Raw genomic sequence first — 21342 nt, 5'->3', positions numbered from 1 at the left:
GGAGAGAGGAGATCACGACAGAAACGCGCCCCGGTCCCCGGCCAAAGTCTCCACGAGCAGTGCCCGGTCCAGGTAATGGTTGCCGCGTTCGCACGATGTCTCAGCGGCGAACAGACAGGCGTGGCACGCAGCTCCGTGCAGTCGGCCATGGACTCGCGGATCGTGTTCCGAACACATGGGGTCCGAGCTACAGAGGCGGGCTTCCGAGAGAGCTTGGGAGATCATCGGACCGAGGCGCTCCTTGCGCCCCAAGGAGACGAGGCCACCGAGGGTGCCCTCGCTGTCGGGCGCTGCCGTGTAGAGCAGGATGCCTGCCATCGGGTTCTTGCCCGGACGGGCGTAGATGCGTTCCGCTATGCCCGAGGCGCCGTAGCCGCATTCCAGAGCGAATTGCCGGATGAGGGTGTGGGAAAAAGTGTGCAGGAGAACGTAGCGGATGCCGGGCCACTGGGGCTCGATGCCGCGGGCGAGGCACCAACGGCGGTGGGCGTCCTTCAGTTCCTTCTCGCGTGCCGTGACCTCAGGACGCTTTTCCCAAGCCGAGACTCGGTCTTCCTTGAAGGCGAGGAAGACGCCTTCGCCGCGCAGCTCGGCGCAGGGGACCCAGGCAGGCGCTTCCCTGCTGAGCGGAGCTGCCTGCTGAGTGGAGGGGTCGTCGTCTTGAGGAAGCCACTCGGGGGCGTCGATGCGTGTGAAGCCGGTGAGCGCCGAGACTTCGCGGAGCCGGTTGACCAGGACCACCTTGTCCAGCCAGGCCCGGGCGCTGTCCGGTACACGCTCTGTCAGGGTGGTGAAATCGGGCAGCTCATACCGATGGTGGGCGGTGAAAGCCTGCCATTCCGGCGTGGTGAGGTCGAAGTCGTCGTCCGAGTCGTCGGTGGGCGCAGCGGACGATTCTCCCTCGGCGAGGATTGCCTTCCACACGGCCTCCACTCCGTAGGCTTCCAGGTCGGGCCAGCAAGCCTGGGTGGGGAGCAGCATCTTCGCGGCCTCCGGCGGCACAGCGGCCAGCAGCTGGAGGGCCCGCCAGTGTTCGCGCACGGCTTGTGCGAGGGGCTCGTCAGCTCGGGGCAGGCTGAAGACACGCAGCTGTGAAGCGAACCAACTGTTGGTGGCGCCGAGGGCGATGGTGCGGACGGCTTCACCGCATTTCTCGAAGGTGCCCAGGTGGGGGTGGTGGCCACGGCATGCGGGGAGTTCGCGCTCGCCCCGGCGGCCCATGGCCTCCGCCATCGAGCGTGCGTTGACGTTCTTGCAGGTGCACTGGACGAGGACGTTGGCGGCTTCGCCCGTGGTGCCGCGCTCGACGAGCGTCAGAGTGTTGCAGGAGTCAGGGGCCGGTGCTCCTCGGTGGACGAAGTACTGCCAAGGGAAGTCGTCCATGTGGCCGTCCGGGCAGGCGACGAGGAAACGTGCCGGAACAGCTGTGGGCCGACGCCGTCCGGTGCCGAAGCAGTTGTGGACGTAGCGCGTGTTCTCCGGACGGAAGTAGTGCTCCTCCAGTTCGAAGAGGCCGGAGGAAGCAGGGGCGAGTTGGTTGCACTGCTCGCGTGAGCAGCGTAGCCAGCGGGGGAAGAGCGCCACAGGGACGCCCACTCTGGACCATTCGCCGAAGGGGTCGGTGGTTTCTTGAAGATGCGGAGGGGTGCGCAGGGCCGACACCTGGGGGCCGAGGCGGCGGCGGACCGCAGCGAGCAGTCGATCCTCCGTCAGGGTTCTGGCCTTTTCCAGCTCCCAGTGGTCGAGGCCGAGCACCATCGTGGAGAGGTTCGGCAGGTCGGTGATCGAGCCGACGCCGTAGGTGTGCAGCAGTTGGCTGGGCCGCAGCTCGCCCACGCGCAAAGGCCCGTTCTCCATCACGGTCACGGCATCTCCTGGTCGGTCGTGTCCGACGCGTCGGGCTGGGCGCGGGGGACGAAGGGCGGTTCGCTGGTGGGGTCCTGGCTCAGGTCGCCGACGAACATCAGGCGGACGGGCGGTTCGACCTCACGAAGGGACGTGGGGGTGGTGGTGAGCTGCCAACGGGAGCCGTCAGGTTCGCGCAGGAGCGGGGTCACATCTCCTTGGCGGCGGGGCGCTCGGTAACCGAGGACGGCTCCGGGGGCCTTTCGGCGGCGTTCCCAGTAGTCGAGCCGCTGGTTGAGATGGGCGCCGAGGTCCTGGCCGACACGGCGGTCGTCGGTCACGGTCTCGGCCCGGCGCTGCAGGTAGCGCACGACGTGGTCGGCCAGTTCGCCCCGAGTGTCGAAGAACTGGGCTCCTCGGTTGGCGTTGTACTCCTGTTTGAGGTCCCGGACCAGTGTGGCGAGGACTCCTGTGAGGCCACGGTCCACGGCCCGTTGGGCGAAGGGGGTGACCGAGAGCGCCTCCACGTGTTGGTAGAGGGTGGCGTGGAAGGACTCGAACGTCTCGTAGTGCGACAGGTCCCGGGGCCTGGCCCAGTTGAGCACGGTGAAGACCAGGCCAGGTGCCTGGCGGCCGACGCGGCTGGTGGCCTGGATGTACTCGGCTGTCGACTTGGGTTGGTTGTTGACGACCATGGCACCGAGGCGGGAGACGTCTACCCCTACGGCGATCATGTTCGTGGCGAGGAGGACATCGATGGGCCGTGGGTCTCCCTTCTTCCGCTCGGTGTGCGGTAGTTCGAGCTTTTCGAGGATGTCCGGGATGGCGTCGGACGACATACGGGACGTGAGCTCGGCAGGCTCTCCCAGGAAGCGCACGGCGAGGTTGCGGCGGTCGACGCGGGTCAGGCGAGTGGACACGTCGTCCTCGACGAGACGCCGCATGCCGCCGAGGTCGCGCAGGCTGTTGAAGTAGCCGACGAGTGTCATGTACGGATCGGTCAGCGGGCTCTGTCCGTAGCGCTTGTGCAGGAGTTGGGCGGCCGCGAGCTGGGCGACGTACACGCGGATCGCGACCGATTTGGTGCGGACGCCTTGTGCGCAGATGCCGACATAGCGACGTCCCGGTTTCCTGTCTGTGGGGCGTCGGCGCGCGAAGAAGTTGTCGTCCACGGTGAGGCCGGGGGGCGGGAAGACGGCGGTACGGCGGGCGAAGAGGTCGTTGATCTGGCGCTCGGCGCGGCGGACGGTCGCGGTGGAGGCGATGACCTTGGGACGTACGGTCCGGCCCGGTTCGATGTCCCAGGTGGCAAGTCGGTCGATCGCCGCCTCGTACAGGCCCGTGAGTGATCCGAGTGGGCCGGAGATGAGATGGAGCTCGTCCTGGACGATCAGGTCGGGTGGACGGACGCGAGATGCGTCGACCGTGCGAGCCGCAGGGTGGTTCCCATGTGCCGGATGGCTGAGCCGCTCCCATTCGCTGTCCACGGCGTCGGCCGTGACGTAGCCGTGGCGAGTGCAGCGGCGTGCGACCTGGCCAAAGAGTGTCTGAGTCTCGCCCTTCCAGGGGAGTTGAGCGAACTTGTCCACGGTGGCGATGACAAGGCCGGGTGGGAACCGGTAGATCTCTTCGTCGACGACCAGGACGGGCAGGCCACGCTCGTCTGGCTGTGCGCCGAAGTGCCCTTCGCCGAAGGGGCAGGAGAATAGGTCGGGGCATGTGATGAACGTGCGGCGCAGCGTGGTGTCGACGGTGATGTCCCGACCGGAGTCCAGCTTGGTGCCGCACCAGGGGCAACTCGTGAGCTGGTGCGGCGAACCGGTGCGCATCCGCCGTCCACGGCCTTTGCCCTTGCGGCGCTCCTTCAGCCAGTCGCCTGCTTGTTCTGTCGTGTTGGGGGTCACCCCGCCGCCGACCCACAGGCCGATGCGGAACGGGGTTTCTCCCCACAAGGCGGGGTCGCCGCGGCGGATGTGCTCGCAGGCACAGATGAGCGCCGTCGCGCGTTGGAACTGCTGGATGGTGAGGAGCCGCAGGGTGTACCGCATGAGCACGGCCATGCCGTGTTCGGCGTCCAGATCTCCCAGATCGGGCAGTCGGCGCCTTATGGCCAGAGTGAAGGCGGTGAGGCCCAGATAGGCCTCGGTTTTGCCGCCACCGGTGGGGAACCACAGCAGATCCGTGAGTGCGTCCTCGCTGTCGGAGCGCTCTGGGTGGGCAGGGTCGGCCAGGGACGGAAGGTTCAGCAGCAGGAAGGCGAGCTGGAAGGGGCGCCAACTGCGGTTCTTGGGCTTGTCGAAGTCTTCGAATGCCTGCTCAAGGGGCAGATCGGGGTCATGGCGCCGGGCGGCCGCCGCGAGGGTGTGCACGCGCTGATACCACATCGCCTCGTTGGCAAACCGGAAGGACTCCAGGACGGGCCCGTCCCGCAGGAGATCGATGCCGGCGGCGATCCGGTCTGCCGTGGCGTCGGCCTGGGTCAGGTTCTGGCGGGCTTCCTGCTGGAAGGCGTCCAGTCGGGCGGCGGGGTCGGACGAGGCCTCGCCGGTGCGCTCGATCCATGCGCGGTAGCCGTCGACGAGTGGGAGCAGGGCCGTGCGGAGGTCGTCCGCGGCAAGTCCGGCCAGGGCCTTCATGTCCAGGACGAGGTCTCGGAGTTCGACGAGGTCCGCGTCGTCCTCCTGACTCGGGTCGGGCACGTCGGTGTGCGGGATCTCGTACGTGGGAGCGGCCGTCGTGGTGACGCGGACCGCGCGGAGTGCGTCCGCCTCGCTCGCCTCGGCGTGGACTCCGGTGCCATGTCCGACGGCGAACTCGGGGTGGAAGCGGTGCGTCATGGCGAGCGCGCGGCGTTCCCGGCGCTCGTCGGGATCCGCCCCCGTGCCGTGCGGAGCGGTCCGGGGCAGGAACGGGGCGGTGTTCGGCTCGCCGCTGACGGACATCCCGACCTGGAACATCCAGGCGCCGGCGCCGCCCCTGTCCTCCTGCCCATTGACGAGGAACAGGGAGACCAGCCAGTCGCCTTGGTGCCGACGGGCCCGTCCCCGTACGACGATGCCGGGGAACTCGGTGGGCAGGACTTGGCGGGGTTCGATCAGCCCGTCCTCCAGGAGCTTGATCATCACCGGCTCGGGAGCATGGTGGATCCGGTGCTGGACGCTGCCGCCGGAATGCTCGGGGTCCTTGGAGTGCCCCACCTCGTAGTGAGCCCAGTCGCAGGCGACGTACAGGGTGTCGACCTGCCCGTCGAGTCGCACGGTGAGTCCGAGTGACGAGGGCTGGAGGCTGGGCACGTTCGGCCCGTCGGGGTCGGGGTCGCCCTCTTCGGGGGCGGGCACCGCGGCAAGGGCCGCCTCGTCCGCCGTGGCGGGATCGACGGGCATGCCCGTCAGGCGGACGCGCCCCTCGTGTGTGGCGCCTCCCGGGGCCAGCCGACCGATGATGTAGTGGTCGACCGGGCTGCCGGTGAGCTCCTCGTCGTCGCCGCCGATGGGGCCGAGGAGATCCGTGACCACCAACTGGGCGAGCTCGTCGCGCAGTTGCTGTCCGGTCGGCATGTCGAGGATCTGCGCGGCGTGGGAGCTGTCCGCACTGTCCGTGGGCTGGGGCGTGCTCTCGTTCGGGCTCACGATGCACACGATAAGGCGGCCCACTGACACAGGGCAGGAGCTTTGGCCCTTGGTGCGTGTGCGCACGCTCCAAGGGCCGTGAATGGAGGCCGGAATGTGGACTACCGGTTTCATGCCGCAGGCATTCTCGCTACCCTGTGTCGCCGGTCACATGCAGGGAGATGCGGGGGAAGCGATCGATGCGGGAGCCGTCGGCTCAAGGCGAGCGGGGTGAGGGGCGCGCGTTATCGCCGCGGTCCGGGACTTACGGGGTGCCGCTCGCAGGGGCGGGGGCCGGTTCGCAGTCCGGGCGGGAGCACCCGCGGGTGGACGGGGTGCCGCAACAGGTGCGCCCCTACGGCACGGTGGAGCCGTGGGAGTTGGGTGACCGGAACCACCAGGGCGACTTCGGCGAGACGTTTATCCGGACTCTGGCGGTCGCCGCCGATCTCGACATCGCGGAGAAGGCGCATCGTGACCGGCGCGGTGTGGACTGGGAGATCACGTTTCCGGGGCGGGACGGTCGATACAAGCAGCCTCGCATCGTCGTACAGGTCAAGTGCTGGGCTCCGTCGGAGCAGGCCCTGGCAGCCGATGCCCCGGCCTGGAGCTATCGCCTGGAGCGGCACAACCTCAATCTTCTGGCGGGCCGCGACTGGTACGACCCCCGGTTCCTGTTCCTCGTCGTCGTGCCGAGGGACGTCGAGGAGTGGACGCGCATCGATGATGGCGGCATGCTGCTGCGGTACGGCGCGTACTGGGCCTGTTTCCACGACCGGGAGCCGCTGGAGATCGAGTACAAGGGCCAGCTGGACACGGTCCATGTCCCGAAGGACCAGCTGCTGACCATCGCGTCGTTGCGCGAACTCTTCGATCCGGCGTTCCGTGACCAGTTGGGGGAGTCGTGACCGTCATCTCCGACGCGGAGTTCGACCGCGCCGCCGAGCTCACTCCGCGCCATCTGTTGCGCTACCTGCGGGGCCGTGGCTGGTCCGCGATGCGCGGGTACGGTCGGGGCGAGTTGTGGGGACTCGTCGCGCAGGAGGCCGGTCCGGACGCGGAGCCGGACTACGAGGTGATGGTCCCGCTCGACCGGGGGCCGCGAGACTACGCGGACCGGGTCGCTGACTTGCTTGCGACTCTTTCCATGGTCGAAGGGCGCGTCCCGGCCGACGTGCTGCGCGAGATGACGCTGCCACCCGCCGACTGGCAGTATCTGCGCCTGCTTCCCGACGGGCCACCGGGCACGGCGCCGTTGGTGGAACTGGTGCCGGCGCTGTCCGGCCTGAAGGAGTTGATGACCGCTGCCGCCGCGGCCGAGTACGCGCCCGAGCCGCGGCCGGTTCAGCCGGCGCAGAAGCCGCAGCGGGTGAAGGACTTCGTGGCGTCGGTGAGGCTGGACCAGACGCGGGTGGGCAGTTACGTGATCGCCGCGCACACGCCGATTCCGGAGGTGACGCAGGGGCAACCCGCCCAGGAGCCACTGCCCTTCGACGACACCGGAGACGGCAGCGCCTCCGAGCCCTTCGCGCGTCGCGTCTCCAGGAGGCTCTACGCGGGAGTGTTCTCCGCACAGCGGGCCGCGGAGACGTCGTTGCGGCAGGATTCACTGGAGGCCTTCTCCCGGTATGCGGGCGCCGGTGCCCTGACGGCGAATCTCTGCGAGGCGCTGGCCCGGATCGGTGGGGACGATACGCGGCCGTACGAGCTGAGCTTCGACTGGACGGCCGAACTGCCGATGGATCAGCGCACTCCACCGGTGGCCATCGGTCGCGAGTTGCTGCCGGTTCTGATCGAAGGGGCCAGGGACCTGCGCGATCGTCTGGGACAGTCCGACGTCGTGCTCCGCGGGACGGTGGTCCGGCTCCATCGCGAGCGGGGGGAGGGCCCTGGCGAGGCCACGGTGCAGGGGTACGTGACGGAGGACTTCGAGTCGACCACTCGGCGAGTACGCATGCAGTTGGGTGCCGAGGACTACGCCAAGGCGGGTTTCGCGCACAGCGAGAACCACGAGGTGTTCGTCCGGGGGGATCTGGTGCGGCACGGGCGGGTTACGCGCATGGAGGCCGTCACTTCGTTCACCGTGCGGCACGTGTACGGCTGAGGCACGCGCCGCGGAGCGCCTCAGCCGGGTCCGCGCAGCCGCTGTTCCAGGTCGGGTACGGCGTGCCAGACGAAGGCCTTGCCCATGCGGTGCTTGATGAGCAGCCCTCGCTCCTCCAGGTCGGTCAGGTCGCGGCGCGCGGTCTCGTACACCACGTTGTGGGACGTCCTGTGGGACTGGGCGGTCACGTCCGCGTCCGGGTGCTTGAGTACGTGACTGAGCAGTGCGCTCTGCCGGTGATTGAACGCCATCGCAGGGTCGGTCAGGCGGTGTTGGAGGTCGCGGGTCTCCTGGGACTTGCGGGCCAGGTACTCGTGAAGGCGGGTGATGGACCGCCGCAGAACGTCGAGTTGGTGGATGTGGAAGTACGTCAGGTCTCCCGCGTCGTCCTCGGTGTAGAGGTAGGCGCGTGCGTACCGGGCAGGTGCCTGTTTGAGGATTGGGGAGATCGCCACGAACTCGGTGAGCCAGTACCCCTGGTTCAGCATCGACCAGTAGAAGAGGGCGCGGGCCGTGCGGCCGTTGCCGTCCTCGAAGGGGTGGTCGTAGCCGAGCATGAAGTGCAGGGTGATGGCGCGCAGGACCGGCGGCACGAAGGTGTCGTCGAGCTCTCCGTTGGCGAACGCGCACAGCCGTTCCATACGCTCGGGCAGTTGCTCGGCGGGCGGCGGGGTGTGCAGCGAGAGGCCGGTGTCGGCGAATACTCCGATGCGTTCTTCGTGAGGCAGCTGGAAGCGCCCCGCGGAGTCCGGGTTGTCCAGTGTCCCCTCCGTCACCACACGGTGGATCTCGCGGACGAGGTCGGGAGTCAGCCTCTCGCGGCGCAGGTCTCCGATCATCCGCATCGCCGCGTAGTTGTTGACGATCATGCGCTCGTCGCGGGTGCGCGGGCTGCGGCCGGCGCGAAGCATCTCTTTGGCGACGCGGCGGGTGGTCGAAGCGCCTTCCAGCTGGCTGGAGTTGATCGCCTCCTCGATGAGGGAACTGATCAGGTACTCGTCCCGGCTCGCGGGGTTCACGGACGGGGCGCTGGCCGCGATCTTGCCGCTGGCATCACGGGTGACGTCCTCCAGTGCCTTGAGAACGATGTCCGGGAGCGCGTAGGCGAAGGGCCGGCCGTCGATGTCGGTGAGGGGAAGCTGGCGGAGCATGCCCTGCCGGGCGAGCTTGATCTTGGCCCACCACTCTTCGAGGGTCAGCCCGTCCGGGGGCGTCTTGAAGCGGACCCGGTCCCAGGGCAGGTAGGGGTCGGCGGGGCCGTCGCCGGGGCTCGTCGGGAGGATCAGTCGCATCTTGGCGGAGTCGTACGTCGAGAGTCGCTGCCAGACGTGGTTGACGTCGGGCGGGGGAGCGGGACGCTTCATGGGATCCGCCTGCCTACTAGCGCTGGATGCGATCTACCAGTCACCTACTATTTTCTCCCAGATTAGTAGATGGGGTGGCTGATGTCTTTTCCGTAGCCGGCCCGCCCTCCGGCATCTACTACCGATCTACTCATTACTGCTGGATTAGTAGATCCTTGGTGAGATGGCGTACGAAATGCTCGGCGATCCAAGGGCCGCAGGCCACGCTCTCGCCCTGGACGACCACTCGGCCGTCCAGCAGTGATGCCGCGGCGAGGGCGGCCAGGGTGGCGTGCCGGGGGCCGAGGACGGGAGCGAGCCGGTCGTGGAGTCCCAGCAGCTGGGCCGCGCCGCGCCGGATCACCTCGCTGTCGACGTGCCAGTCGGGGTCCTCCTCGCAGAGCTCGATCAAGCCTCGCAGGAGTTCGCCGGTCTCCTCCGGTTCCCACGCGTCGGGGTGGCTGTGCAGGAGGGCGAGGCTGCCGTCGATGCCTTCGGGGCATGGCGCGGTTCCGCGCGCGGCCGGTGGGAGGGCGGCGGACACGTCGGTCAGCGAGGTGGTGAGGGGCGGCTGGTCCAGAACGCCGTAGAAGAGAACGCGGGTCATGGCGGCCAGTCCCAGGCCGGCGATCTCGCTGAACGGCTTGGGGGTCCAGTCGGACTCCTCGCAGGCCCGCTGGGCCAAGGACTCGAACCGGTTCAGCGCGTGCGTCGTCATGTTGGCCCGCGGCGCCCGGGGGTGCTTCTGCGCCCCCTCCGCCGCGGCTCTGGTCGCCTGCCATACGAGGTTGTAGACCTGGCCGAGCGACCGGGCGCCGGCTACCCGGTACGCCGCGTCCTTGAGCCGGTTCTGCTGGTTCTCGGGGATGTCCGGGAGGTTGAGCTCGACGAGGCGGTGGTCGAAGTAGCGCAGGGCCTCCTCGGCGATCAGCTCTGTGGCGAGGACGAGAAGGTCCTCCTGGCGCCCTGTGGTGAGGGCGGCGGGCGCGAGCGCGGCGGTCAGGCGGGTGTCCATCAGTTCGGCGGCGGTGCCCATGCTGGTGCCGTACGGGGCGTAGAACCGGGCCCGTCGCGGGTAGTAGCCGTCGCCGAGTGCCGGGGTGGGCAGGGTGTCGAGGTCGCCCCCGGCTTCCTGGACGGCCTCCTCGAAGGAGGCCGGTTCCCAGACGAAGGCGACGTGCGGGGTACTGGAGTGGACCCGCAGGAGCCCGGCGGTCCGCGTGCCGTGGATCAGGTTGTCGGCGGTGCGAAGGTCTGGGTGCAGAGGGTCGGGCCAGTCGGTCAGGGCGGTCAGTGGTGTCGCCGACGGTGCGTAGCGCAGCAGGGCGAGTGCGGTGAGCAGTTCGCGCACTCCGGCGGCGTGGAGGAGGCCGGGCAACTCGGCCTCCTCCGAGAACAGCAGCGGGTACTGGTCCGCCACCGCCGCCTGGCGCTCTTGCTCCCAGGTGGCGTGGGCCTCCTCGTACGCGGACCGCTTGCGGGCGGCTTCCCTCGTGGCCTCGCGTTTGGCTGTGCGCTTGGGGTCGGTCAGCAGCCGTACGTGCTCCGCGAGCGACGGGGTGCAGTCGGCGCACGGCGGCGCCTCCTCGCCCAGGCACACCTGCTGCAGGCTCGTGCGTGACGCGAGGCTGAGCGGGCCGCCGCAGGACGGGCACGCGTGCCCGTCGAGGTACGCGCGGGTCCCGGCCGCCGCGATCACGTAGTGGCGGCGGCCCCAGCCGCCGGTGTCGATGGCCGAGGTCTTCTCGCTCCATCTCGGCAGGCCGGTCTCCGCGTCGAAGCCGGCGAGGGACCAGTAGCGCTCGCCGAGCGCGACCAGTTCGGGATCCGCGTCTTCGAGCGGCTCGATCCTGGGGAACAGCTGGGACAGTTCTGTCTGGGGTGTCACGCGATCACCTTACGAGCCGGGTCTGACAACGGGGGATGCCCGAAGTTCCGTGCGTGGTCCGCTCGTTCACGCGGCGCGGGCGGCCATCTCGGCGCGGCAGTCGCGGCAGTGCATGCCGGGCGCGGGGGTGCGGATGGCCCGCTCGCAGCCTTCGCAGCTGTGGAGCGGTGAGCGTGGAGGTGCGGCTGGTGCGGGGGCGGTGTCGGTTCGGGGTGGCTGTACCGGTGCGGGCGGTGGCAGGAGGGCGGTCAGGCGGTGGGCGAGCAGGGCTGCCGGGTTGCGGAGTGGTTCGCGCGGCAGGTTCGCGGTGAGGGCGTGGCGTACGGCTTCGGGGCCTGCGCCGCGCTCCAGCCAGGCGGCCACGGCGGGGGAGAGGTGGCGGACCGCGTGCTCGGGGAGGAGCAGGCGCGGGTCGTGGCGGTGGAGGGTGGCGAGGAGGGCGGACGCCGTGCGGTGGCGGGCGAGGTCGGGGGTTTCCGGTTCGGGTAGCGCGGGGCGGGGGGCGGTGGGGAGGCCGGGCCGGTTCTCGGGCGGCTCGGGCGGCGTGGGCTGTGGAGTTTCTTCGGCGTGCTCGGCTTCGGCGGACGCGGGCGGATCCGCTGGTGGAGGTGCCGGGGGCTCGTCCGGTGGTGGTGCGTCGACGGGGACGGCGACGGGTTCGTTGAACGACACCGTGTACGTGACGATCCGCCCGCTGGGGAGGCGCTCGCGGATGCGGGAGAGGTAGCCGTGGGCCTCAAGTTCGCGCAGGGCGGCGGCGATCCGCGTCTCACCTTCGGGGAAGCGGGCGGCGAGCGTCTTGATGTCGGCGCGGGCCCCGGGCGGCAGCGACTGGATGTGCACGGCGAGGCCGATGGCGAGACCGGAGAGTTCGCGGTGCTGGGCGAGGTGGTTGCCGACGACCGTGAAGCGGCTCGTCTGGGGCGTGTTGATGTGGGTGATGCCGCGCGGATTCAGCGGCACCGGGGGTGCGGCGGGCATGCGCCCGCTAGGGTTCTGCGTATCCATCGGGAAGCTCCTACTTCCTCGGTGGTCAGGCCCTCGCATTGGGATGCCAGTCCCGGCGGGGGCCGTCGCATGTCTGGTGTTGTTACGCGCTGTGATTGCCGTGAGCATATGGCATTCAACTGGCTGCGAATCCAGCCGAGTTGGCTGGCTTCACTCGCGCGAGTGACGGGGTGGTCCCGTTTCAAGCGGTGGGGTGGGTGGGGTTTGGTTGGTCATTTCCGCCGGTCGTTAGAGGTTTTGATCACGCGTTGGGCCGTGCGGTGGCGCACCGGGGCGGGGTGCGTCGCGATGCGGTGGGCGGGAGATCGATCTCGGCCCAGACGGTCTTGCGCGGGGCCGGGCCACCGGTGACTCCCCAGCGGTCGGTGAGGGCTTCTACGAGGACCAGCCCCCGGCCCGATTCGGACTCGGCGGGTGCGGGGTGTGGAGTGGTCCTCGTCGGCAGGCGGTCCGGGCGGGTGTCGGTGACCTCGACCCGCAGGGTCGCGGGCGAAACGTGGAGGTCCAGACGGAAGTCGCGGCCGGGGAGGCGGGCGTGGGTGACCGCGTTCGCGGCGAGTTCCGCGATGACGTGGGCCGCGCGCTCGATGGTCGCGGGAGGCAGGTCCCAGGTGCGGAGTTGTTCCGTACCGAGTAGACGTGCGAGGCGGGCTCCGCGTGACGTGGGGGACAGTTGCACGCCGAAGTGACGGGTGGGGGAGTGGAGTTGGTCCAGTTGCTGGTTCATGTCACCCAGCGTGGCCGTGCTTGCTTACCGTGACACGTGACATGCCGCGTGTGCCCGGTGACTGTCCGGAGCTTGTCCGGCCCTGTCCGGGCTGTCCGGTGGGCGGTTCGGGTAGGGCGCGCGGTGTGTGATCGGCCGGGATCGGTGCGGACGGCGTGGAGGTGGCGCGGGTGGACAAGGTCGCGGAGAGTTCGGACGAGCCGGGCTGGGACGTTGATCCTGACGACGAGCAGGGCGCCGCTGTCGTCGCCATGGTCGGGCAGATGATCCGGATGCGGCGTGAACAAATGGGCGTGAGCGCGGGTGAGTTGGGTGCGGCCATCGGGTACGGCGAGGACCAGGTCTACAAGGTCGAGTCGGGCAAGCGGATTCCCAAGCCGGAGTTCTTGGACGGCGCGGATCGGGTGTTGGAGGCGGGTGGGTTGGTCTCGGCGACCAGGGAGCGGGTGGCGGAGGTTCGGTATCCGAAGAAGGTTCGCGGGCTGGCCCGGATGGAGGCCAAGGCCGTTGACCTTCAGTGGTACGGCGCCCACGACATCCATGGCCTGTTGCAGACCGAGGAGTACATGCGCTCGCTGTTCGAGATGCGGCAGCCCGCGAATGATGAGGCAGGGATCGAGCGAGGTGTCGCCGGACGGCTGGCTCGGCAGGTGATCTTCGATAGGGCTCCAGCACCCGCGCTCAGTTTCGTTCTGGAGGAGGTGACGTTGCGGCGCCCACTCGGAGGCAGAATGGTTCTGCGTCGACAACTCGAACGCCTGCTGGACGTCGGGAGGTTGCGCGCCGTCTCGCTCCAAGTCATGCCGACCGATCGGGAAGAGCATGCGGGGGTGGACGGCAGTATCGAACTGCTGAAGTTCAGGGACGGATCGGCGATCGGGCGCTCGCCCGGTATCGCTGGTGGGCGGCCCGTGGACAGCCCTCGGCAGCTCCGGGTACTTGAACTGACGTACGGCATGATCCGGGCGCAGGCTCTCACCCCGAGGGAGTCGCTGGCCTTCATCGAGCAACTGCTGGGAGAAACATGAACCGCAAGGTCTCCGCCGGGGCCAGCGCCGAATTGGAGTGGCGCAAGAGCAACTTCAGCAGCAACGGCAGCGATCCTGACTGCGTCGAGGTTGCCCTCGCCCCTGGCACGGTCCACGTCCGCGACTCCAAGAACGCGCAGGGCCCCCGGTTCGCCGTCGGCGGTTCGGCGTGGGCGGACTTCGTGGCGTACGCCTCCGGGAACTGACCCCTCAACTGGCTCCGCCCCTACCCTCGTTGATGCCGAGGGCGGGGGCGCAGGTCTGTCTGGATCAGAACAGTGCGTCGGGCTCCGGGAACAGTCCGTCGTCCTCGAAGCCGCCCCCCTGGGTGGCTGCTCGACTCCGGCGGCGCCGGGCCGCGTATGCCTTGACCTTTTCTTTGCGGGCGGCGGCTCGGCGCTTCTTCGCGTCCGGGTTGTGCAGGCCCGCCTCCAGCTCCGCTTGGTAGCGGGCGTGGTTGAGTTCGAGGAGCCGGTCCAGGACCTCGGTCTGTACGTCGGGGGCGATGGTGTAGCGGGGGCCCTGCCGGGTGTCGTAGAACCCGTGCTTCAGGTCAAGGTCTTGCCAGCTGTACGACTCGGCCACCGCCTGGTCGACCTCGACGTGGGCGTCGCGGACGGCCTGGATGTCGGGGGCGGTCTCGGACTCGTCGTGGACGAGGTTGTACAGCTTGGTCAGGCCGATGGTCCGGGTGGACATGGACGTGTGCTGGGCGGATTCGAGGGCGTCACCTGCGGCGTGGAGGCGGGGGGTTTCGTCGGGGCGGGGGAAGGTTTCGTAGGCGTCGGAGGGTGTGTAGCGGAGGTCGCCTCGCATGTCCCCCGAGTGCTTGAGGGTCCACCAGTAGTGGAGCGAGCTGGATAGCGCGGACAGCTGAGCGGTGTTCGACAAGGGGAACACGATGATCTGCTCGCTCACGACCTGGTCAGTTGGGATCAGAGCTGGCATCGCCGTCTTGCTGACACGGGCGATCACGATCACCCGTTCCAGATCCGCGATCATCGCGTACAACTCCGGCCGCTTGTCCGCGTAGTGCCACCACCGCTGCGGCAACGGCGTACGCAGCGCGTACGTCCCGTCGTCCTTCTTCCGCTGCCGGACCGGCTTGACGTCCCGCTCCGCGATCTCGAAGACCTCCTCGTACTCGGCGGCCTCTTCCTCGGACCAGTCGTGGAAGTTGATGACCCAGCGGCTGGCCGTGGAGCCGGGCCGCTGATTGAGGTCCTCCCCGTTCAGATACGGGAACAGTACGTCCTTGTTACGCGGGTCCTTCGCGATGAGAGCCTCAGCCACCTCGGGCTCCAGCACGAAGCCCTTACCCAGCACAATCGACCCCTGGTACGACTGGGCCTCGTTAGCCGCAAGCCGGTATGGCTTCCCGCTTACCCGCGACCGCGGATCCAGCCCCGATGTGATCCCCTGCACCGGCTTCCCATCCAAGTACGGTTCCTCACCCGCCCCTTGCTCCCCGCCCAGCCACACCAGCGACACAACAACCGACGCCGTCCCCGGCCACTCCTGCGTCTTCACCGCCCGGTACACCGTCCAGCCGGCCTCCGTCGCCCGGTCGAGGCCGACCTCCCGCGTATCGCCCTGCGCAATCGTGTTCGTGGCGATGATCCCCGTGCGGCGTCCCGGCGCGATCGACAGGTTCCGCAGCAGGAAGTACGCGCACAGGTCGGCGTGCCCCCGCGTGCCGCCCGCGATCCGGTTGACCAGGTACTCCCGGTAGTCCTGGCCCAGAGCTCCCGTGAGCTTCTTGCCTCCGATGAACGGCGGGTTGCCGACCACCGCGTCGAACCCGCCGGATCCCCCCACCCCCACAATCTCCGGAAACTCCAACGGCCAGTGCAACGGCCGCACCGCCGCCGCCCGGGGTCCCTTCAGCCACCCGTCCACGATCCCCCGGGCCTCCGTGGCCGCCGCCTCCGAACCGGGGCCCCCGCCCACCGCCGTAGCGACAAGTCCCGCCACCGACTCCAGGCAGTACCGGTAGGCACGCGCCTTCGCGTCCTCCTTGGCGTCGGCGAAACGGGCCCGGCCCCGCGTCCCGCCCGTGTTCTCCTCACCCGTGAGCTCCGCGGCCTCCTCGTCGGAGATGCCCTCGGCGGCCAGCGCCGCGCCCACCACCGCGTCGGCGGCCAGCCGCAGCCGCTCCGACAGCGCCTCCGCCTCGTGGAGCTTCGCCGACTTGGCCCGGACGTCCCGGATGTCGTCGACGGGCGTCGCCTCGATCTCCGTACGGAGAGTCGCCGCGTCCGACAGGACTGTCTGCGTGACCTCCAGGGCGCGCGAGACCTCCTCGCTCAACTGCCGTCCCCGCCAGTCGAGATGGAACGCCTCGACCTGCGCCACGTCCGTCACGCCGAGCAGCGAGTCGCCGCAGCGCAGCGCGTGGTCCAGGAACGAGAACGGGTGGTCCTTGGACAGCGTCACCAGCCACAGCGACAGCTTCGCCAGTTCCACCGCCATCGGGTCGCGGTCGACCCCGTACAGGCAGCTGTTGGCGACCAAGCGGCGGGCCACGCGGCGCAGCGCCTCATGGTCGTCCTCGCCCACGTCCTGGGCGATCTCCCGCGGCAGTCCGTCCCGCAGCCACGCCTCCACCACCCGCTCCGACAGGTAACGGCAGGCCGAGACGAGGAACGCGCCCGAACCCATCGCCGGGTCAAGCACGCGCAGCTTGAGCAGCTCGTCCGCCGACTTGGCCTGCCGTACGCCCTGTTCCGCGCCGTCCGCCGGGACCGGGGAGAAGCACATTGGGGCGAGGGTGTGTTCGACGACCTCCTCCGCCAGCTCCTTGGGCGTGTAGTGCGTGCCGGTGTTGCGGCGGTCGCCGGAGCGGACCATCACCACCGAACCCGCCGGGTACACCATCGGCGCGTCGCGCAGGTCCTCGCCGACCAGGGGCAGGAAGGCGGCGACGCGGGCCGCGAGTGCCTCGTCGTTGTCGGCGGCGGCGTGCAGTTCCGCGGTGACCGTGCCGGTCGCGCGGGACATCGCCGACGTGACCTGGCTCGCGGTGACGCCGCCCGTCGCCGCCTTCAGGGCCGTGGCCAGGGCTGTACCGCCCTGTGCGTGCCAGGCTTCCAGGTCGGCGAGCGGCAGCACCGCGTCGTACTGTCTGTCGCGGCCGAGGACGACTCCGACGTAGGGCTCGGTCGCGCGGGTGCAGCCGTACTCCAGCAGGCCCTCGTAGACGTGGCCGATCTGCTCGACGTCCAGGCCCTTGTAGGAGAGCGCTTCTTCTCCGCGAACCCCCTTGCGGCGCAGGGTGAGCAGGGCGTGCAGGATCTCGTACACGACCTGGTCGGTGACCGTGGCGTCGGTCAGCCACGGGAAGCGCGCCGGGTCGAAGAGGGAGCCGCCGTACGCGGGGATCCACAGCTCGTCGTGGAGACAGCCGCCATGGATCGCGCCGAACAGGGCGAGCAGGCGCGGCCAGGCCGCGGCCCGCCGGTCGATCGTCTCGTCCGTGTCCAGTGCACGAGCCGCCTTCAGCTCCTCGTGCAGCGGGCCGACGCCGTACGAGTCGTCGTACAGGTCGGCGCCGTACGGGAGCAGGTGTTGTTCCTCCGCGTAGAGGAGGAAGACCAGGCGCATCATCACCGTCAGCGCCGACTCGTAGACCCGCTTGTCGTCCTCGACGGCGGCGAGGAGTTCGCCACGGGACTCGCGGTCCAGGCGGGAGAGTTCCGCGACGAGGAGGGACACGGCCGCGCGGACCTGGCGGCCGAGGGTGTCGGTGACCTCGGCGTGCTCGTCGGCCGTCCGCGCGAACAGGGCCGCGAGCGACGACGTGTGCTCGCCCTGGGGGTCGGTGGCGGGCAGCGCGGCGCGGCGTGCGTGCAGCAGGCTTGCGAAGGCGCGCAGCAGGAGGGGTTCCTCGAACCACAGGTCCGCGTCGAAGAGCGCGACCGTCTGTGCCTCCTTCGGGCGGGCGTGGACCAGCGCCCACACGCGGCCGTTGGTGACGACGGCTAGCGGGACCTCGCGCCAGCGCGCCAAGTCCGCTGCCCGGTCGAGGAGGGAGGGCTGGTCGCCCTTGCCCTGGTCGAGGGCGTCGGCCCAGCCCTCCGTACGGAAGAGGATGACGCGCGGACGCAGGCCCTCGGGAGACGGGCCGAGCAGCGCCGCGTCCGGGGTGTTCGCGCCGGCGCGCAGGGTCGGCGGCAGCTCGGCTCCCTCCTTCAACCCGCCGCGCCAGCCGAGGAGTTCGGACAGGACCAGGTTCTCCCAGCCGTGCCGCAGCTCCTGCGGTGACGCCTGCACCTCGGCCCAGGCCTGCCGCAGCCGGGCCTTCGTGTCCTTCGGTACGTCGTCCAGGCCCTGCGGGAACACCTGCTTGAGCACGGGCAGCGACACGAACGGGCCGTCGGGCCGCAGTAGCTTCAGCCACTCCTCGTGCTGCTCCTCCGGGGAGGGGATGTGCCCGTGCGGGACCTTGGTGCGGGTGGCGGGCGGCATCAGGACTGAGCTCCTCGGACGAGGTCGGACGGGACAAGGAAGGTGACACAGACGGGGAACCAGCGCGGTGTCGGATCGGCCCAGCGGCGGCGCAGCGCCTCGGTCTCGGACTCGATCAGGGACGGGATCTTGCGCACCCGTTCTTTGAGGGCTTCCTTGTCGGTGTTGAGCTGGGTGCGCTCGTCGTCGATGTCGAAGAGCGAGCCCTGACTCCAGTAGTCGCTGTTGTCGAGCCGGTCGCGGATGGAGCGCTCCAGGTCGGTCAGGACCTGGGTGACACCGTCCACCTCCTGCTCGCAGCGTTCCTCCATCGTGCGCCGCAGCGTCTTGAAGCGCTGGTTCGCGCGGGTGCGCAGCGCGCGGCCGAGACGGTCCTCTATGCCGGACTCCCACAGTGCCGCCAGCCGTTCGGTGACGGGCTCCGGCGGCTCTTGGCCGGTGGCGGCGGCCAGCCATGCGTCCACCTCGTCCTGGCGGGCGCGCTGCAACTGCCCGCCCTCGACGGTGCCGCCCGCCGCGATGACCTCTTCGTGCAGCCGGGCACCGCTGCCGCCGGAGATGACCACGCGGCCGTGCGCCACGACGGCCGGCGTGCGCAGCAGCTCGGAAGGGACCACTCGGGCCGTCACGCGGGCCAGCTTCGCCTTGCGGCCGTGCGGCCACAGTTCGGCGCGCAGCAGCCGCAGGCACATCTGCACGAGGCGGTGGCCCAGGTGCAGCAGGACCACGTCGGTGCGGCCGCGGGCCTCCGACTCCTCGAAGACGACCGGGCGCTCGACGCCGGTCAGCGGGTGGCGCAGGCCGTCGTTGCGGGCGTGCGCCCAGGTACCGGGCAGCTGGGGCAGCCGGTAGCAGCGGGCCGGGGACTTGGGGGCGGCCGGGGGATGGGGGTCCGGGACCTCGGTCAGGTCCTTGTTGTGGGCCAGGTCGAGGGCGGTCCGGACGACCCGCTTGAGGGTGTCCGCGTTGAGGTGCAGGGCGGTGCGGCTGGAGGACAGCTCCTCTACCAGCTTCTCCATCTCGCGGGCCAGGTCCCGGTCGAACTTGAGCATCTCGCGGCCCGACCGCTTGGCGATCTCCGCGTCGGCAGTCGACCAGTCCGAGCGCCGCCCCAGCATCTTCTGCTCGACCTGGGCGGCGATCACCTGGCCCGCGTTGCCGAGGTCTTCCCTGATCTGCTCCGTCTTGCGAGCGGCCACGGCGAGGAAGTGCAGCTCGTCCTCCAGCGTGCCGCTGTCGTGCGCGGAGTCGGTGTCCTCGGCCGTGAACCCTTGCCAGCCCTCGGGGACGAAGTGGAACACGTCCACCGTCTCGGCCCGCTGGCCGTGCCGGTCGATGCGGCCGTTGCGTTGCTCCAGGCGGTTCGGGTTCCACGGGATCTCCCAGTGGAGCAGGCTGTGACAGTGTGCCTGGAGGTTGATGCCCTCGCTCGCGGCATCAGTGGCCAGCAGGATCCGGACGTCAGACAGGCTGGGATCCTCCTGGAACACGGCCTTGACGTGCTCCCGCTCCTCCAGCTTCTGGCCGCCGTACAGGAGAGTGATCCGCTCCTTGGGGAAGCCGTCGGCGAGCAGCCGCTCGTGCAGCCAGCGCTGTGTGTCCCGGTACTCGGTGAACACGATCACGCGGGTCGGCTCCCATTCGCCCTTGGGGCCCTGCTTGCAGACCTGCCGGCCGAGCCAGTCACGCAGCGCCGCGAACTTCGCGTCCGGACGCAGCGCGGCCTGCCGCGCCCAGCCACTCAGTTCTTTCAGCTGGGCGCGCTCGGTGTCGGACAGCGGGCGGGTCGCCCGGCGTACGGCGGTCAGGGCCTGCTCGGCGGCTTGGGTGTGCTGTTCGTCGGACTCCGCCGTCTCCTCGACCTGCTCGATCAGGGGACGCAGGACGCGCTCGCTGGGGGCTTCGGGCAGCGGGGCGGGAGAATCCCGCTTTTCCATCGTTTCCAGATGTACGTCGATGGTCTCCGCGAAGGCCTTCGGCGATGACAGGAAGCGTTTCTTCAGCAGAGTCGTCACGAAGTCCGACGCGGTCCGCTCGGCTTTACCGGAACCGGACTCCCGGCGCGAGCGCGCGTACTTGGCCAGCGTCGCGTACGCGCGACGCGCCTCGTCCTCGTACCTGACTTCCAGGGCGTGCGGAACGCGCCGGGGGAAACGGGACTTGCCCTCCCAGTCCGGCGGTAGCTCCGACTTCAGGCGGCGCACCATGACGCGGCGCAGCTGCTCCCGTGACGGCTGGACCCCGCGCGCGAAGCGGTGATCGTCGAGCAGTTCCAGGAGTGCGGTGAAGGAATTCAGATAGCCGTTGTGCGGGGTGGCCGACAGGAACAGACGGTGCTCGCAGTGCGGAGCGAGCGCACGCACCGCCCGGGTACGGTCCGAGTCGACCGCGTACTGCCCGTTGCCCGACGGCGCGCAGGTGTGCACCTCGTCCACGACCAAAAGGTCGAAGGCGCGCGGGTAGCCCGGGACCTGAGGCAGCACCTCGCGCAGCATGCGCAGCGGGCGCTCCCGCTTCAGCCAGTCCACGGAGACGATCAGGCGTGGAAAGTGGTTCCAGGGGTTCGCGTAGGGGCCGCGCTCGCGCCGCAACTCGCGCAACAGCTTGGTGTCCACGATGCGGAAGTCCAGGCCGAACTTGTCCCGCATCTCGTCCCGCCACTGCAGTGTGAGCCCGGCGGGGCAGACGATCAGCATGGTGCGGGCACGGTGGCGCAGCATGAGCTCCTGCATCACCAGACCGGCTTCGACCGTCTTGCCGAGACCCACGTCGTCCGCGATGAGCAGGTTCGTCCGAGGCATCGACAGCGCCCGGACCACCGGGTCCAACTGATACTCCTGGAACTCGACGCCCGACCGGAAAGGCGCCTGAAGAGCCGTCTTCTCGGCGGACGTGATGGCGCCCCAGCGCACCGCGTCCAGGAACGAGTCCAAGCGGTCCGGATCGTCGAACCCGTCGGCGGGGGTGGGCAGCTCGTCGCTGTCACTGACCGCAGTGCCCTGTTCCAGCTCCCACACCACGCGAAGCTCCTCGTCGCGGGCGTCGGGCTCGTAGGAGACGAGCGAGACGAGGTGGGGCGCGTTCGCGTCCGCCGCACGGGTGGGATCGTCGGAGGCCATACCTGAGCGGGTCACGTCGGACACGATCCATGGCCGGTTGCGTACGGTCACGACCTGCCCCGGGGACGGGAGCCCGTGAACATGGACCGGCAGGGCCGCATCTTCGTCGTCGGTGCTTACGAGTGCGGTCGGACCGGTCATTTGTGCGTGCTCCCGTCACTCCATCGGCGGCTGTGCCCCCGCGTCCCTGCTGTCCATGCAGCTT

At 69.5% G+C, this 21342-nt stretch carries 12 protein-coding genes; 4 read left to right on the top strand and 8 right to left on the bottom strand.

Translation table 11 applies throughout. The features are described from left to right. Window positions 1–12: 12 nt before the first annotated feature. Window positions 13–1857: a DrmB family protein gene (gene drmB, locus ACIA8D_RS01840; protein WP_399228057.1), complete on the bottom strand. Its 1845-nt coding sequence runs from the start codon at window positions 1855–1857 to the stop codon at window positions 13–15. 5 nt (window positions 1858–1862) lie between these two features. Beyond that, window positions 1863–5474, bottom strand: coding sequence for a DISARM system helicase DrmA (drmA, locus tag ACIA8D_RS01835; protein WP_399227925.1), 3612 nt, complete (start codon window positions 5472–5474; stop codon window positions 1863–1865). A gap of 251 nt (window positions 5475–5725) precedes the next feature. Between drmA and ACIA8D_RS01830 the strand changes: the two genes are divergently transcribed. Next, complete coding sequence (locus ACIA8D_RS01830; protein WP_399227924.1) at window positions 5726–6361, top strand: DUF4365 domain-containing protein; 636 nt, start codon at window positions 5726–5728, stop codon at window positions 6359–6361. Then, entirely contained in the window at window positions 6358–7557 is a 1200-nt protein-coding gene (locus tag ACIA8D_RS01825; protein WP_399227923.1) for a hypothetical protein, read from the top strand. The genes ACIA8D_RS01830 and ACIA8D_RS01825 overlap by 4 nt, the downstream gene beginning before the upstream one ends. Before the next feature lie 20 nt (window positions 7558–7577). Here ACIA8D_RS01825 and ACIA8D_RS01820 read toward each other — a convergent pair whose 3' ends face one another. The 4 genes from ACIA8D_RS01820 to ACIA8D_RS01805 form a co-directional block, all read right to left on the bottom strand. Then, window positions 7578–8921, bottom strand: a complete 1344-nt coding sequence (locus tag ACIA8D_RS01820; RefSeq protein ID WP_399227922.1) for a Fic family protein — start codon at window positions 8919–8921, stop codon at window positions 7578–7580. A gap of 133 nt (window positions 8922–9054) precedes the next feature. Then, window positions 9055–10788 carry a hypothetical protein gene (locus tag ACIA8D_RS01815; protein ID WP_399227921.1) on the bottom strand — a complete coding sequence of 578 codons (1734 nt, stop codon included), beginning with the start codon at window positions 10786–10788 and terminating at the stop codon, window positions 9055–9057. A gap of 66 nt (window positions 10789–10854) precedes the next feature. Then, the gene (locus ACIA8D_RS01810; protein ID WP_399227920.1) at window positions 10855–11769 is read right to left on the bottom strand and encodes a helix-turn-helix domain-containing protein; all 915 of its coding nucleotides are present in this window, start codon (window positions 11767–11769) and stop codon (window positions 10855–10857) included. A gap of 268 nt (window positions 11770–12037) precedes the next feature. Continuing rightward, on the bottom strand, window positions 12038–12523 hold the full coding sequence (locus ACIA8D_RS01805; RefSeq protein WP_399227919.1) for an ATP-binding protein: 486 nt from the start codon (window positions 12521–12523) through the stop codon (window positions 12038–12040). 161 nt (window positions 12524–12684) lie between these two features. Here ACIA8D_RS01805 and ACIA8D_RS01800 point away from each other — a divergent pair, with 161 nt between their 5' ends. Further along, complete coding sequence (locus tag ACIA8D_RS01800) at window positions 12685–13551, top strand: helix-turn-helix transcriptional regulator (protein WP_399228056.1); 867 nt, start codon at window positions 12685–12687, stop codon at window positions 13549–13551. Then, on the top strand, window positions 13548–13757 hold the full coding sequence (locus tag ACIA8D_RS01795) for a DUF397 domain-containing protein (RefSeq protein ID WP_399227918.1): 210 nt from the start codon (window positions 13548–13550) through the stop codon (window positions 13755–13757). The genes ACIA8D_RS01800 and ACIA8D_RS01795 overlap by 4 nt, the downstream gene beginning before the upstream one ends. A 64-nt stretch (window positions 13758–13821) precedes the next feature. Here ACIA8D_RS01795 and ACIA8D_RS01790 read toward each other — a convergent pair whose 3' ends face one another. Both ACIA8D_RS01790 and drmD read right to left on the bottom strand, forming a co-directional pair. Then, on the bottom strand, window positions 13822–18018 hold the full coding sequence (locus tag ACIA8D_RS01790) for an Eco57I restriction-modification methylase domain-containing protein (RefSeq protein ID WP_399227917.1): 4197 nt from the start codon (window positions 18016–18018) through the stop codon (window positions 13822–13824). Next, window positions 18018–21278, bottom strand: a complete 3261-nt coding sequence (gene drmD, locus ACIA8D_RS01785; RefSeq protein WP_399227916.1) for a DISARM system SNF2-like helicase DrmD — start codon at window positions 21276–21278, stop codon at window positions 18018–18020. The genes ACIA8D_RS01790 and drmD overlap by 1 nt, the downstream gene beginning before the upstream one ends. Window positions 21279–21342: the final 64 nt, after the last annotated feature.

Origin of the sequence: Streptomyces sp. NPDC051684 (assembly GCF_044453445.1) — a bacterium.
Lineage (GTDB): Bacteria > Actinomycetota > Actinomycetes > Streptomycetales > Streptomycetaceae > Streptomyces.
This window is presented reverse-complemented; position numbering and strand designations above follow the sequence as displayed.